At 38.7% G+C, this 13,802-nt stretch carries 15 protein-coding genes; 7 read left to right on the forward strand and 8 right to left on the reverse strand.

The window, feature by feature from the left end:
• The 5 genes from DNK84_RS04625 to DNK84_RS04645 form a co-directional block, all read right to left on the reverse strand.
• On the reverse strand, window positions 1-2,146 hold a 2,146-nt coding region (locus tag DNK84_RS04625; protein WP_407920606.1), incomplete at its 3' end, for a lipase family protein.
• Window positions 2,143-3,387 (reverse strand): hypothetical protein, encoded by a 1,245-nt coding sequence (locus DNK84_RS04630; protein WP_119343400.1) that lies wholly within the window; start codon window positions 3,385-3,387, stop codon window positions 2,143-2,145. The genes DNK84_RS04625 and DNK84_RS04630, both read right to left, overlap by 4 nt.
• Before the next feature lie 297 nt (window positions 3,388-3,684).
• On the reverse strand, window positions 3,685-4,716 hold the full coding sequence (locus DNK84_RS04635) for a glycerophosphodiester phosphodiesterase (RefSeq protein ID WP_119343401.1): 1,032 nt from the start codon (window positions 4,714-4,716) through the stop codon (window positions 3,685-3,687).
• 21 nt (window positions 4,717-4,737) lie between these two features.
• Window positions 4,738-6,072: an MFS transporter gene (locus tag DNK84_RS04640; RefSeq protein WP_119343402.1), complete on the reverse strand. Its 1,335-nt coding sequence runs from the start codon at window positions 6,070-6,072 to the stop codon at window positions 4,738-4,740.
• 180 nt (window positions 6,073-6,252) lie between these two features.
• On the reverse strand, window positions 6,253-6,408 hold the full coding sequence (locus DNK84_RS04645; RefSeq protein WP_162902221.1) for a transposase: 156 nt from the start codon (window positions 6,406-6,408) through the stop codon (window positions 6,253-6,255).
• Window positions 6,409-6,815: 407 nt separating this feature from the next.
• On the opposite strand from DNK84_RS04645, the gene DNK84_RS04650 reads away from it, so the two are divergent.
• The 6 genes from DNK84_RS04650 to rlmB all read left to right on the forward strand — a co-directional run bounded on the left by DNK84_RS04650 (window position 6,816) and on the right by rlmB (window position 10,660).
• Window positions 6,816-7,547 (forward strand): hypothetical protein, encoded by a 732-nt coding sequence (locus DNK84_RS04650; protein ID WP_162902222.1) that lies wholly within the window; start codon window positions 6,816-6,818, stop codon window positions 7,545-7,547.
• A 326-nt stretch (window positions 7,548-7,873) separates the two neighbouring features.
• The gene (locus tag DNK84_RS04655; RefSeq protein WP_162902223.1) at window positions 7,874-8,242 is read left to right on the forward strand and encodes a HesB/IscA family protein; all 369 of its coding nucleotides are present in this window, start codon (window positions 7,874-7,876) and stop codon (window positions 8,240-8,242) included.
• 8 nt (window positions 8,243-8,250) lie between these two features.
• Window positions 8,251-8,802, forward strand: coding sequence for a putative Fe-S cluster assembly protein SufT (gene sufT / locus DNK84_RS04660; RefSeq protein WP_119343406.1), 552 nt, complete (start codon window positions 8,251-8,253; stop codon window positions 8,800-8,802).
• 8 nt (window positions 8,803-8,810) lie between these two features.
• Window positions 8,811-9,302, forward strand: coding sequence for a pantetheine-phosphate adenylyltransferase (coaD, locus tag DNK84_RS04665; protein ID WP_119343407.1), 492 nt, complete (start codon window positions 8,811-8,813; stop codon window positions 9,300-9,302).
• A 135-nt stretch (window positions 9,303-9,437) separates the two neighbouring features.
• The gene (locus DNK84_RS04670; RefSeq protein WP_119343408.1) at window positions 9,438-9,887 is read left to right on the forward strand and encodes a hypothetical protein; all 450 of its coding nucleotides are present in this window, start codon (window positions 9,438-9,440) and stop codon (window positions 9,885-9,887) included.
• A complete protein-coding gene (gene rlmB / locus DNK84_RS04675) occupies window positions 9,887-10,660 on the forward strand; it encodes a 23S rRNA (guanosine(2251)-2'-O)-methyltransferase RlmB (RefSeq protein ID WP_119343409.1) in 774 nt (257 codons plus the stop codon). Before DNK84_RS04670 ends, rlmB begins: the two co-directional genes overlap by 1 nt.
• A 13-nt stretch (window positions 10,661-10,673) precedes the next feature.
• Here the strand turns inward: rlmB and DNK84_RS04680 are convergent, their stop codons facing one another.
• Both DNK84_RS04680 and DNK84_RS04685 read right to left on the reverse strand, forming a co-directional pair.
• Window positions 10,674-10,919: a hypothetical protein gene (locus DNK84_RS04680; RefSeq protein WP_119343410.1), complete on the reverse strand. Its 246-nt coding sequence runs from the start codon at window positions 10,917-10,919 to the stop codon at window positions 10,674-10,676.
• Window positions 10,920-10,928: 9 nt separating this feature from the next.
• On the reverse strand, window positions 10,929-11,663 hold the full coding sequence (locus DNK84_RS04685) for an LOG family protein (protein WP_235826824.1): 735 nt from the start codon (window positions 11,661-11,663) through the stop codon (window positions 10,929-10,931).
• 193 nt (window positions 11,664-11,856) lie between these two features.
• Here DNK84_RS04685 and DNK84_RS04690 point away from each other — a divergent pair, with 193 nt between their 5' ends.
• Entirely contained in the window at window positions 11,857-12,642 is a 786-nt protein-coding gene (locus DNK84_RS04690; protein WP_119343411.1) for an enoyl-ACP reductase FabI, read from the forward strand.
• Here the strand turns inward: DNK84_RS04690 and DNK84_RS04695 are convergent.
• A complete protein-coding gene (locus DNK84_RS04695; protein WP_119343412.1) occupies window positions 12,639-13,619 on the reverse strand; it encodes a KpsF/GutQ family sugar-phosphate isomerase in 981 nt (326 codons plus the stop codon). The genes DNK84_RS04690 and DNK84_RS04695 overlap by 4 nt on opposite strands.
• Window positions 13,620-13,802: the final 183 nt, after the last annotated feature.

Below are 13,802 nucleotides of genomic sequence, written 5' to 3' on the forward strand. Positions count from 1 at the left end.
GAAAAAAGTGATTTTCAACAAAATTAATGGCCGATATTGCCGCTTCATTACCATCACTTGTTTGATAGGTGCTTGATTTCACAATCACACCGCCATCGCTTTGTCTGTTTTCATTACTGGTTGTAAGTGAAATCTGAGTAATCCCTGTTTGACTGATATGATAAAGCTCGCCTTGTTGTGTAATTGCATCACTGTTTTTATCCTGCCAGACATAAAGATTATTAAATGCATTATCGGCCACAGAGATCACACCATCACCATTGCTATCAAGATCAGCTAGTGCATCAAAACCATCGCGCGCTTTGCTGCCATCACTTTTGATATAATGCTCGCCAAATAACTCACCACCATGATCAATCAGGCCATTTTGGTTGAGATCCTGGACAAGAAGCCCATCTTTTGCCCCAACCCAGCCTGTTGCATATTTGATACCATCGGTGTTGTGATCAAACATTACTTGCTTATTAACACTTATGGTATTAATGCTGTTGTTATCTAAATCTAAAACAAGTGGATCACCAAAGCGTTGCTGATTTGCGGCAATAAAGGTTTCAAACACCGCATCTGCAAGCGAAAAGCCGCTGAGTTTTGCTATAATATCCTCACCCCATAATGCCTTTTTAATACTGGCAGCCAACAGGTTTATCGCTGACGCTATAGTATCATCTGATGCCTGATCTATGTGCTCAGATTCGATATGATCCTGTGCGTTTTCTGCGTTTTGTATCGTATCTTGAGAGATTGCCTCTGTCGTGTTATCGAGCGCTTTACTATCTTCCTGGTTGGCTGTTTTTTCATCCTTTATTTCATCAGCAATCGTTGCTGTATTAACTGGCTTAGCATCGCTTAGCGCCTCAATACTTGACTCAGTATCCAGGCTTTCTGACTGGTTGTCGCTATCGACAACTTCAGTGGTTTTAGCATCAAGATCAGCCGGCGCTTCTACTGCATCTTCATCCTGTGCTTCTGTAGTCTCTTCAGTCATCGACTCGATATCTTCATCCTGGGCAAAGGCTGTCTCGTTATAGTTATCCATTGTTGAAAAAATTTCTTTAAAATCTGCTATTTGCTTGATGACTTCATTTCGAGCATCAATTAATGCTTTGATCTCGTCACGCACAATCACCCCTGGCGGTATAACATAAGCGTTTTCCAAAGAAACGTCTTCAATGGCATTAAGTTGCTTGTTTACTGAGATGAGCTTTTGCTTTAATGCATTATAAAGCTGTGATGTTGTCTCTAAATTAAGCTTACCTGGGACGAGGCTGCCATCACTATCAAACTGGAAATACACATAGTTGTTGATGCTGTGTACATCAAGCCGTAGTCGTTTATTCCTGCCATTATCACTATCAATCTCTATCACCTCGCCAATATGGCTGCTAACCCATGATACGGCATCCTCGCTATGGATAAAGTTTTTAATCAGCCGTTTTTGTTCCTCTTTTGGCATTGATGAAAACCGCTTATATATACTGTCACCCAAGTTAAAATAATCAGCAGCTATTGAGACTAATTCTGGTATCGATGAAATATTTTCAGTGCCATAGGCTTCAAAAGTTTTTGTCTCTGAAATCATCACTGTTTTATAAAAGTAAGCGGTTAGAATCTGTGCAATGGCGCCACCTAAAGAATGGCCACCAAAACCAAGCGTTGTAATGTAAAAATCACTATCTGCTTTTTTTGAGCCTTGCAACAAGGCTTCAGTAAATGCAATGGCATCATACATCTGTGAAGTCACATTACCGCCAAGCATACTAAAATCTGAAATAATATCTAATACATCTTCCGTACCACGATTATATATATAGGTATCATTGGTATTGCTGCGCTGAACAGCAATTGCATAATAACCTGAGTTTGAATTAATAACGTTATCGCTTGTTGCTAACAGGTTGTAGTTTTTAAGTGTACCGGCATAGTGTTGTGAATGCAGGTCAAGCTTACTCACAAAGTCCTTTAATGCGGCATTTTGTTTGGTTTCTTTGCGAATTTCAGGGCGTATTTGGCCATTTTGGTCATAAAATATATCGTGGATGCTCTGTCCTTCAGCTTGAGATCCATTTACTACATAACCGCTTAAGTTTAAATATGCTAGCTCGCTAAGTATTTTGGCATCTTTATCGCTGATTTTTTTACGGCTCATTTTCCTTCTCCTATGTTATACTGGTGGAAAAACTGGGCAATATCATCTGGACTATGAATCTTGTCCAGGTCATTATATGTAACATAGCCAAACTCATTGGCATTGAGGTTTTGCGGGTCTTTTCTTAAACGTTTTGAATGGATTCCTAGCCCCGCGATATAATTATCTTCATATTGAAATGGCAGTGCATGGCGCCATTTTTTTTCTAAAGCCTTAATATCCTTATCTTTTAGATTAAAAAATTGAAAACGAATGCTAACTCTGCCAAATTTTTTATTTTGCAAAAATTTTATCATTTTATATGTCTGGTTAAATATGCGTTGTTTACTTTCTGGTGTAATAGGGAAATTGAAATAAATACGCACGCCAAATCCTAATTTTGATCCATGATTTGCAACCCATTGATCTAAGTGCAGTTGATTTTTATGTAAATCACTCAATGCCGCTTCATCGCCATGCAGTGTTCCAACGCCAATGCCAACAATAGCATACTTGTCACTAATTGCTGTAATATATCCCTTTACCATTTGCCAGGCTTCAAAGCTATTTCTTGTGTTTAGGTATCCATCCCGAAATCTAGTGGAATTAGGGCCACTGGACCACACCGTAAAATCAAACCAGGGATTGCCTTTAGGATAGGCTTGAAACTCATATACTTTGAGATTGCTTTCATAACGCCCTGAAGCGATCTCAAATGGCTGGTGATATTTTTTCTCAAGCAATTTAACGACATGCTGGCCGGCAATCGCAATCTTTTGATTCTGTCTGGCTTGATAGTACAAAATAAGACTCACAATTAATGCAATTACAAACACAACAACAAGAAGACAATAAATAATATGACGTGCTTTTAACTTACGCCTGGCTGCCTTTAAACGCGTTGATTGCTCTGCTTTTATTGATTGTAACTGTCTGTATGCCTCTGGGTTTTGTTTAATAGTGCTTTCTAGCTTGCCTATTTCTTTTTTATAAAAAAAGTGCAGCATAATATAGACGATCATCACACTAATAGCACTTGTAGCAGCAATCACCGGAATAACGATGACCAAAATAATAGCAATAACAAACCCAAGCACATTTGCATCTATGGGTAGGGAGACTTTACTGATAATCAGCAATAGAAAAATAATAATAGGCAGAAAAACAGCCGTTAGAATCCATCGTCTTTTATATTTTCTGATTTGTTTTAGCCGTTTATCTGCCTGAATGATTGCTGATATACCCGTATTACCTGTTTGCATAAGAAAAGCCTCTTGATGTTCTCTCAACCATGCCTTAAGCTCAGTTTTGTTGGTAATATAATCAGATAATCTATCAATTTAACATTATGCTGCAGTGCAATTAAAAGTCATGCGCATCGTTTAAAGAATCATAAACTATTATGCTTAACCTGGATAAGCATGAATAGAAAGGCGTTTATACGAATGCGCGTTTTGTATATTTTTAAGAAGCAACAAAACTAATGTGAATAAAGTATAGACAGTTTTTGTGAAAATACATACCAATCAAGAATCATTAGAAATTGCAGGTAAAAAGGTTTAATATTTTTGTGGATAAGGTGTGTTAGGATAAGCTGCCGGCAGGTTTAAACCTTTGGCTGCTTCAATACCGCGTAAAATATCGGGCCTGTCTGTAATAATCCCATCAACCCCCCAATCTATAAGTTTTTCAATGGTTTTGTAGTTGAAATCTTTACCTTCAGCCTCAGTCCAGCTCCAGGTTACAACTCTAAGGCCAAGTAAATGGGCTTGATCCAAAGCTTTTTTTGTTAGATCGTTTTCATAGGGCTCCCACAGATCGCCACCTAATTTATGCACCATAATCGGGTAGTCATAATTATATTTACTTGGTTGTAGCGGGTATGTCCATTTATTGATTTTATTTGGCTGTTTATCTTCTTTTGCCGACATTGGCTCTGTAGTATGATCGGTTAAGTAAGCTGTCTCAACCTTCGGGTTTAATTTTTGCAGTTCAGTCAAAGCAGACCATTCAAAGGCTTGAACTTCAGCCATACTGCTGGTGTTTGTCTGGCGTAAGACTTTATCAAGGGCTTTTGCCATTTCTTTTGCTGAGTAACTAAGCTTAGGCTCATATGGGTTTGTTTTAATCTCAATTTGAAGGCGAACACGGTCATCAACTGTTGTTTTAACGTAGTTAATTACTTCCAATAGGGTGGGGATATGCACGTTTTTAATTGATAAGTGATGAGGGTACATTTTCGCTAAATCTGAACCTGGCTTTATCTCACCAACGGTATATGTCTCAAGCTGTTTTAACGTAAGCGATTTGATGGGAATAGGCTGTTTGATCCAGTGGCCATCTTTATCTTTTGTTAATGCTGGATTGAGCGTTAAATCATGCGTTACTACCAGGATGTGATCCTTGGTCATATTAATATCCATGTCAAGGGCATCAACACCAATTTTTAAAGCATCGGTATAAGCGACAAGTGTATTTTCAGGTGCTAAAGGGCGAAAACCTCTATGTGCGTAAATATCAACAGTTTTTGCAAAAATGCCACCAACTGTTGAGATAAGTAATAGTATTCCGATTAAGATTTTTTGATACATTTTATGACTCCAAAGTGATAACTAATCTGGTTTTCGGTTGTGCAAATTCCAGCAAATACCAAGTAGTATGGTTGCAATAATGCTGGCGCTGATCAAAAAGATAAAGACCTGATTCCATCCATAGTAGCTTGCAATAAAGCCAATGACGGCCTGTGCACCAACGGTCCCTAAGAAGTAGCCAAATAATCCTGTGAAGCCTGCTGCAGTGCCGGCGGCTTTTTTGGGGACCAGGTCAATGGCTAAAATACCAATCAAGGCCACAGGGCCATAGATTAAAACACCCATAGCAGAGAGTGAAATTAATAGGACGCTTGAAGTTGTGCTATGCCAATAAACAAAAAGGACAATAATAAATAAAACCATACAGATAACGCTCATTGGCGCACGGCGACCATTGAATACTCTATCGGTTAACCAGCCGATTAAAATGGTGCCTGGGATTGCGGGTAATTCAAACAAAGCAAATCCCCAAAGCCCTGTTGCCAGTGACATGTGTTTGACTTGAACAAGATAGTAGGTTGACCAGCTTAAAAGTCCATAACGGGCACAATAGACAAAGGCGTTGGCAAAAGCAATTACCCAGACCCAAGGGTTGTTTAGTACATGCTGAAAAAAAATCTGCTTGGCGCTTAACTCTTTTTCACGCTCTGCGGCAGCAAGCTCGCAACTAACCGGTGGGTAATCGTGACTGTATTCTTCAATGGGTGGTAATCCTACAGATTGTGGGGTATCAGCGCCAAATAGAATAATTAAAATACCAACAACGATACAAAGAATCCCAGCCAGGTAAAATAAGCCATGCCAGTTATTTTCAAAAATTAAAATCCCTAAAGGCACAACACCAATGGCTAAAACACCTGCACCTACATTATGTGCCGTGTTCCAGATACCCATTTTTGTTCCACGTTCCTTATCGCTAAACCAGTGTGTAATAATTCTGGCACAAGGTGGCCACCCCATGCCTTGAGCCCAGCCGTTTAAAAGCATTATTACAAACATAATGCCAACACCTATACTCAAAAATGAAGGGATAAGTAAATTTAAAACACCGGAGATTAAAAGTCCTGTGGCTAAAAAGTATTTTGCGTTGCTTCGATCAGAAACGTTGCCCATGAGGAATTTACTCAAACCATAGGCGATTCCTAACGCTGCACCGATTAAGCCAAGTTCATCGGGTGTTAATGTCGTAATATATTGTTTTGAAACATCGAAACTGCTGCGTCCAAAGTAGTAGGTAAAATAGCCAATATAGGCAACAAGAAACATACGTAAACGCAAGAAAGGATACTGGCGATTAATTTCAGATTCTGGCAGGCGTGTAATCGCTTTTGCCGGTTTGAATAGGTTTTTTATCATGTTAGATGGTTGAATTTTTTAAATTAGGCTAGTGTAGTTAGATTACGAAAAAAGTGCAAGTAGCATGCAAATGTTTGGGCGCTTTTAGAATATGCCAGGTCAACATTACTTTATAGAAACCAATGGCAAGCATACACATATTCAAGTGATTTATCACGGAATGTTCTCGCCTGGCCTGCTTTAGCTGCCAATATCATGCTTGAGCTCTTTAAACCCTGATTCAATTTTCCAACGTGCGCTATAGTATTCCAATACCTGCGCAACTGTTAAGCTTAAATCCGTGGTTGCCAAGGCAACAAAATGATTTTTGCTTAATATAAGGTTTTTAATGCGCAATTTTAATGAGGTAGCCCTGCATTCAATGATAAATTACATGACGCCAAAGCAATTTGAAGATACAATGAAATTCAACAAGAAAAAGTGTCCCAAAAAAGTGCGGGTAGGTCATTTTCCTCATTGCTGGTTAATAAGTTTGGAGTTTTACCAACAGAGATTTACTGCTTAGCTCAAGGTGAAATTCCTATGACAACCAGCGGAAAACCAATGAAATATAAAATACTTAACAATATAGAACATTTCAATAAATGGAGAATAGACTAATGAAGATAGGTATTGCAATAGCATCAGGGACATTGAAAGGCGTATTTGCGCATGGTGTTTTAAGTGGTTTGGAAGCAAAAGGGGTATATGCTGATACCTATGCATGCTCATCTTCATCAACACTATCAGGAGGGCTTGCTGCGGTGAAAAAATCTCAAGAGATAGGTGTTGGTTATTGGGTTGATGTTGCTCAAAAATCAGAGACACTCAATATGAGCGATGTTGTTTTATATAGTATTGACAATTATGGCAAAATCATCAAAGATGCAATTTTTAACAAGAACTGTGCCCAATTACTTGTGGCAACTAGTAAAGTGATAACTGAAGAAGCAAGAATATTTACACAAGGGGATGGTGCTAGAAAACTAGGCAGGAAGTTATTAATACAAGCATTGAAAAAGGATGCTAGCTGGGTAAAAGAAAACCTGCAAAAAGTGCTCTTTAGTTCAAAAGAGGATACAAATAATGAGAAATTAACGTTTGATAATTTCAATGAGGTTGTTTACGCTTCAACACGGATGCTGCATGCTTGGAAAACTCCTGCATGGGTTAATAATAAAGCTTTTATTGATGGTTCTTATACTTGCTCATGTCCTGCTTTGGAGTTAGCGCAGCAAAATCAATTTGAGGCAATTATCATTATATCTTCAGACCCATTACATTGTTACAATGATCTTTTTCAAACAACCTTACTAAACCAAGAAAGTGTGCAAGCTAAAACAGTTCATTGTATCTACCCCGATTTTGATTTGAAGGAAATAGGTGTTGATTATACAAAAGCAACAGAGCAAGGTATGTATGATGCTTATGATCAAGGATTTAAAAAAGGAGTCGAGCTATCTAACAACTTTATAGCTGCACCTCTTGAAATTTAAGTTTTTTTGGTTAACAAGTAATTGAGTAAGGATATAATTATTGATCAAAAAATCAATTTATCACTGGAAACTCATACTAACAAAAGGTTTGTAAAGGGTCACAGGAAATTCCGTACCTTCCTGCAAAGAACCCCGTTACGCTAGCATTTATTTTATCATTTAATTATTGCTCAATATGAACGTTCTTGTAGTTGGCTGTTGCGTGTTGAATCAAAAACAATAAAAAAATTTCGCGCTAAGCGTGATTAAATGGTACTATATCTGTATCATATTATATAATGTATAAAAAACAGCCTGAACATATAAAAAATTATAGAAGGTGTGCAATGATTGAGAAGTTTGACCCAAGCCAACAGATGCCTGTTTCTTTTACAAAGGCAGCGTTACAACACTTTGCTGAGTATTTGCGTAAAAAAGGTGGAGTTGGTGTTCAGATAAGTGTGAAAAAAACCGGGTGTTCTGGCCTGGCTTATGTCATCGAACCGGTTGAAAAAAAACCTGAAAATCATATAGAAATGATGCAGTCTGATGTATGTTTTTTTGTGGATAAAGATGCACTTCGCTATTTGGAAGGCTTGCATGTTGACTATGTTAAACAAGCGCTCGGGTTGTCGCAGCTTGTATATTCAAACCCTAACGAGGCTGCCCGTTGTGGTTGTGGGGAAAGTTTTACCGTAAATGAACAAGATAAATAGATTGGCTTATGAAAATGTCTGATGTTGCAATTATCCGACGTGAAGTTGAAGTAACGACGGTGCCTTATGGTGAAAAAATGAACCTTTTACCAGGTCAGGAAGTTTTAGTTACCCAGGCGATGGGAGGGAGCTTTAGCCTGAATGTCATGGGGAACTTGGTTTATCTGGATGGTAAAGATGCTGATGCTATTGGCCGTGAAGCGGTTCAATTGCCTAGCGATAAAGTTGATGTTAAAAAAGGTGATGATATTGATGAGGCCTTGGTCTGGTCACAGTTAAGAACGATTTATGATCCTGAAATCCCTGTTAATATCGTCGATTTGGGTTTGATTTATGATTTGGGGTTTAATCGCCTGGAAAATAACAATTATCATGTTGGTGTTCAGATGACATTAACAGCACCTGGTTGTGGTATGGGGCCTGTTTTAGTGCAAGAAGTTGAGGATAAATTAAAACTTTTTGCTAATATTGATCAAGCCGATGTCGTTTTAGTATTTGATCCACCATGGAATTCGGAAATGATGACAGAGGAAGCGAAGCTGGAATTAGGACTCTTTTAGGAGCAAAGATGACAAAGGTTGTATATCCTGGCACATTTGATCCAATTAGTTATGGGCATATTGACTTGGTAAAGCGTGCACTTTGCCTTTTTGATCATGTTATTGTAGCTATTTCAACAGGTACAAATAAACAAACATTCTTTGATGTGCATGAGCGTTTTTCTATTACGAAAGAAGTATTTCATGAATATCAGCGGGTAACCGTTATCCAGTTTGAAGGATTGTTAGTTGATCTGGTGGATCAGCATAAGGCAAAAGCTGTTATCCGAGGACTTCGTGCAGTTTCTGACTTTGAGTATGAGTTCCAAATGGCGAGCATTAATCATCATTTGAACAAAAATGTGGAAACAATTTTTTTAACACCAGATGAGAAATATACTTATCTATCATCAACAATGATACGGGAAGTGGCAAGAATTGACCCTGAACGTGTTGCTGAATTTGTAAGCCCTGTTGTGCTTGAAGCATTAAAAAAGAAGATCCTCGTTGATAAGAAATAATCATGTGGTGCTGTTGAGTATAAAGAAGCACTCAACTGATTCAAATGTTAAAGTGAGAAACGCTGTAAAATGATTTGTGGGTGGTATATAATTATTCTTACTATCATCAGGCTTTAAATAAAATGTCTAAATAAAATGTCCAAAAAGAAAGTAACGCTGTCAAACAGAAAGCGATTGAGCGATCTGCAGGAAGGCGCATCAAAAACAACGGCGGATATCAGGCGTCAGCAAATACAATCAATGCGTGAAATGCATATCATGCCAGAAGGAAAGCTTGATCTTGCGGTAGAGCAGATGGTTGCTGATGTTGTATTGGAGCTTACACATTCATATCAACAGTGGAGTTTGCCTTTAGATAAAAACCGTTATCGCTACAGTCCAAACGAGCGGAATAAAAAATTGATTAATGCATTGAAATCTTATCTGACAGAGATTGCAGACTGGTTGATGTCAAAAGGGATACGTGGTAATGAATGCCTTGATAAATGCCAGGAGATTACTGATAAGGTCGTCTTAGAGCTGCGCAAGTCAGGGGTTGCTATTGGAACCTTGCAACTTCGCCAGTCAAAAGATAAGGAAGCCTAGTGTCTGAGTTACTTTATGGCATTCATGCAATTAAAGCACGCATTAAGGTTTACCCACAGGGTATCCAATCACTCTACTGTATCAAAGATCGTGCTAATACGCCTAAGGTGAAACCACTTATTCAGGATGCGCAAAAGAAGAGCGTTGTCGTTAAATTGCTGAGTAAGGTTCAATTTAATGAATTGCTACAAGCGCATAATATAGATGTATCTGTCGTGCATCAAGGCGTGTTGGCTTTATGTTCATCAGATGTGCGGTTATATGAAACTGCAGATTTACCTGAGCTTTTACATGAGACTAAAGCCACACCATTTATTCTTATTTTAGATGGTGTTCAAGATCCGCATAATTTTGGCGCCTGTATTCGAAGTGCAGATGCTGCAGGTGTTGATTTTATTGTTTTTCCTAAAGATAAAAATGCCAGTGTAAATGCAACGGTACAAAAAGTGGCGTGTGGTGCAGCGCAAAGTGTCAAGCTTGTTGCTGCCACTAATTTATCACGTGCGATAAAAACGCTTCAATCTGAAGGTGTTTGGATTATTGGAATGGCAGGTGAAGCTGATTCTTATTTATATAGCTTGGACTTAAAAGCGCCAACAGCAATTATCGTTGGTGCTGAAGGAAGTGGTATGCGTCATGGCACAAGAAGTGCTTGTGATTTTTTAGCGAAATTGCCGATGTATGGCGAAGTTTCAAGTTTAAACGTTTCTGTAGCAGCAGGCATTGCTATGTATGAACTAATCAGACAAAGAGCGTTTTCAAGTGCCATTTAGGTGTATGATCATATTATCTTGATAAGCTTGAGTGGTGCATTAACCAGTAAATAAGAAACCCCCACACGCCTGTGACTAAAACGGTTAAGACCCAGGCAAAATTGGGCATCAGCTGCGGGGCGATATTCCGCTTGTGGAAATTCCCTAAATCCTTAGAAACGCCCAAAGCGCACACGATATGCACAATAACGCTTAGTACAGAGATAAGAATGCTCATATTGATATATAGCCCGGTAAAACTGTTTTGTAAGTATTCCATGGTTTTCCTTTAGAAAATAAATTCTCTTTTTTTACCTTCTTCTTGATCGCTATCTTTTTTGTGCTGGATGATAATATCCACCACTTCATCAACAGAGTCTGTTACTGTCAAAAGGTTTGGGTCATCGGGGCTTATAACACCTTCATCAATAAGTTTTGTGTTAATCCACTCAATCAAGCCGCCCCAGAATCCTTTATTAAAAAGGATGATTGGCATGTTTCGTTTCTTTTTGGTTTGCACTAACGTGGTAATGTCAAATAGCTCATCTAAGGTGCCAAAGCCTCCTGGCATGACGACATAAGCAATTGAATGCTTAACAAACATGGCTTTTCGTGTGAAGAAATAGCGATAATCAAGTGAAATATCTTGGTGTTGGTTGGGAATCTGCTCAAATGGCAAGTGGATATTTAAGCCAACACTTAAACCTTCGCCTTTAGAGGCACCAATGTTGCCAGCAGCCATGATACCATGGCCACCGCCAGTGATTACAGTAAAACCATTATCAGAAAGCTTGTGCGCAATGGCTTCGGCATTCATATAGTGTTCTGACTTGGGTGATAGCCTGGCGGAGCCAAAAATGCTCACAGCAGGTTGGATACAGTCAAGTCGTTCATAGCCTTCAACAAGCTCAGACATCACTTTAAAGATATTCCAAGTGGCGCGAGATTGATCAAAATGCACATTTCCATAAGTTGTCGCTTCGCCATAAGCACGCGGGTGGATTGTTTTTCTTGTTTTATTCATGTTATTAAAAAACCTTTAACTATCGTATTTTATTCCATTATTTGCAGATAGCATGTTATCTGCAAAATTATTCACAAGTGGTTGATTGTGTTAATATACCATGACTGCTGTGTTAATTGCTGCAGTTGTCGGTAAATTATTGCATAATAGCGCTCATGTTTGAAAGTTTAATTATGATCAAAGAGGAAAGAATATGGGTTTCTTACAAGGTAAAAAAATATTAATTGTTGGTTTGTTAAGTAATAAATCAATTGCTTATGGTATTGCTGAAGCTATGCATCGAGAAGGCGCTGAGCTTGCTTTTACTTATCAAAATGAGCGCTTTAAGGAGCGATTAGAGAAACTAACGGATAAATATAAGCCTGCGGCACTGATTGAGTGTGATGTCAGTCGTGATGAGCAGATTAAAAATGTCTTTGACCAACTTGGTAACATCTGGGATGGTCTGGATGGTATTGTGCACTCAGTAGCCTATGCACCGGCTGATCAGCTGGAAGGAGATTTTATTTCAGCAGTCAATCGGGAAGGTTTCAGGATTGCGCATGATATCAGTGCTTATAGTTTTGCGGCATTAGCAAAACAAGGGCAGAACATGATGGAAGGGCGAAATGCTTCTTTGATTACATTAACCTATCTTGGTGCTGAACGCGCTATGCCAAGCTACAATACGATGGGGGTTGCAAAAGCTTCGCTTGAGGCAACGGTACGTTATACGGCTTTGGCTTTAGGCGAGAAAGGTATTCGTGCTAATGCGATTTCAGCAGGTCCTATTAAAACGTTAGCAGCCTCAGGTATTAAAAGCTTTAAGAAGATGTTAGAATATAATGCCAAGGTTGCGCCGATGAAGAAAAACGTTGATATCATGGAAGTGGGTAATACGGCAGCATTTTTGGCATCAGACTTATCAAGTGGTATTACCGGGGAAGTGATTCATGTGGATGCAGGCTACCACTGTGTAAGCATGGGGGATATGGGCTAAGCAATACCTTCTCTAATAAGATCATGCATATGGATGATTCCTTTAAGATGGCAATCATCATCGATTGCTGCCAATGATGTGATTTTATGTTGATTCATTAATTCAAGCGCTTCAATTGCCATAGCGTCTTCATGAATTGTTTTAGGTGACTTACTCATAAGTGTTTTAATTGCAATACCTTTTTTGTATTTCTCTTGTGCAAACATGCGGCGCAGGTCGCCATCAGTAAAGATACCCAAAATCTTTTTTCCATCTTCAGAAACAAGGCTCATGCCTAAACCTTTGCTGCTAATCTCCATTATGGTTTGTTCAATTGTTGCATTTGGGTGGACAAGGGGGATTTTATCTCCTGTAATCATTAGATTTTTTACTTTTAATAGTAAACGCTTACCAAGAGAGCCACTTGGGTGTGAACTGGCAAAATCTTCAGCAGTGAAGTTTTTGGCTCTAAGGAGACTAATAGCTAATGCATCGCCTAAGACTAATGTTGCTGTTGTGCTACATGTTGGGGCAAGATTATGCGGACATGCTTCTTTTGTAACGCCAAGGTTTAAGGTGACATCAGCAGCATCTGCCAAAGGGGAGTTGAGTTTACTGGTCATTGCAATTAAAGGAATACCCAGCATTTTAATCATCGGTGTTAATGCGGTAAGCTCTGGGGTAGATCCTGAGTTTGAGATTGCGATAACAACATCTTGTTTTGTAATCATGCCGAAGTCACCATGGCCTGCTTCTGCTGGATGGACAAAAAAAGCGGGTGTGCCAGTACTTGCTAAAGTAGCCGCAATCTTAGAGGCAATATGACCAGATTTTCCCATTCCGATCACAATCACACGTCCCTGACAGGATAAGATTATTTGGCATGCTTGAGCAAAGTTTTCATTAATATTGTTTTTTAGGTGGTGTAATGCATCAATTTCCAGGGAAATTGTATTCAATGCATGTTTTATATGATTTTGGTTGGTGAAGTCATTCATAATGGGTTTATCTATATAGTAAGTAGTTACATAATTTGTGTGTTTATTCTAGTTGAATTTTTGGCGGATAAAAATAAAAGATTTTTTGTTAAAAAGCATTTGACAGTTAAATGAAAATCCCTATAATGGCTAATTACCGCTTGAGAGTGATCAGCGGATTTAGGATGTTTAAAGAGATAGAAT

It is taken from the genome of Facilibium subflavum, assembly GCF_003574485.1.
Lineage (GTDB): Bacteria > Pseudomonadota > Gammaproteobacteria > Francisellales > Francisellaceae > Facilibium > Facilibium subflavum.

What these genes read in the sequence shown, in the direction of transcription:
- DNK84_RS04630 (WP_119343400.1), bottom strand. Translation starts at nt 3,387, where the DNA reads ATGCAAACAGGTAATACGGGTATATCAGCAATCATTCAGGCAGATAAA.
- DNK84_RS04635 (WP_119343401.1), bottom strand. Translation starts at nt 4,716, where the DNA reads ATGTATCAAAAAATCTTAATCGGAATACTATTACTTATCTCAACAGTT.
- DNK84_RS04640 (WP_119343402.1), bottom strand. Translation starts at nt 6,072, where the DNA reads ATGATAAAAAACCTATTCAAACCGGCAAAAGCGATTACACGCCTGCCA.
- DNK84_RS04655 (WP_162902223.1), top strand. Translation starts at nt 7,874, where the DNA reads ATGATTGAGAAGTTTGACCCAAGCCAACAGATGCCTGTTTCTTTTACA.
- sufT (WP_119343406.1), top strand. Translation starts at nt 8,251, where the DNA reads ATGAAAATGTCTGATGTTGCAATTATCCGACGTGAAGTTGAAGTAACG.
- coaD (WP_119343407.1), top strand. Translation starts at nt 8,811, where the DNA reads ATGACAAAGGTTGTATATCCTGGCACATTTGATCCAATTAGTTATGGG.
- DNK84_RS04670 (WP_119343408.1), top strand. Translation starts at nt 9,438, where the DNA reads ATGTCCAAAAAGAAAGTAACGCTGTCAAACAGAAAGCGATTGAGCGAT.
- DNK84_RS04680 (WP_119343410.1), bottom strand. Translation starts at nt 10,919, where the DNA reads ATGGAATACTTACAAAACAGTTTTACCGGGCTATATATCAATATGAGC.
- DNK84_RS04685 (WP_235826824.1), bottom strand. Translation starts at nt 11,663, where the DNA reads ATGAATAAAACAAGAAAAACAATCCACCCGCGTGCTTATGGCGAAGCG.
- DNK84_RS04690 (WP_119343411.1), top strand. Translation starts at nt 11,857, where the DNA reads ATGGGTTTCTTACAAGGTAAAAAAATATTAATTGTTGGTTTGTTAAGT.
- DNK84_RS04695 (WP_119343412.1), bottom strand. Translation starts at nt 13,619, where the DNA reads ATGAATGACTTCACCAACCAAAATCATATAAAACATGCATTGAATACA.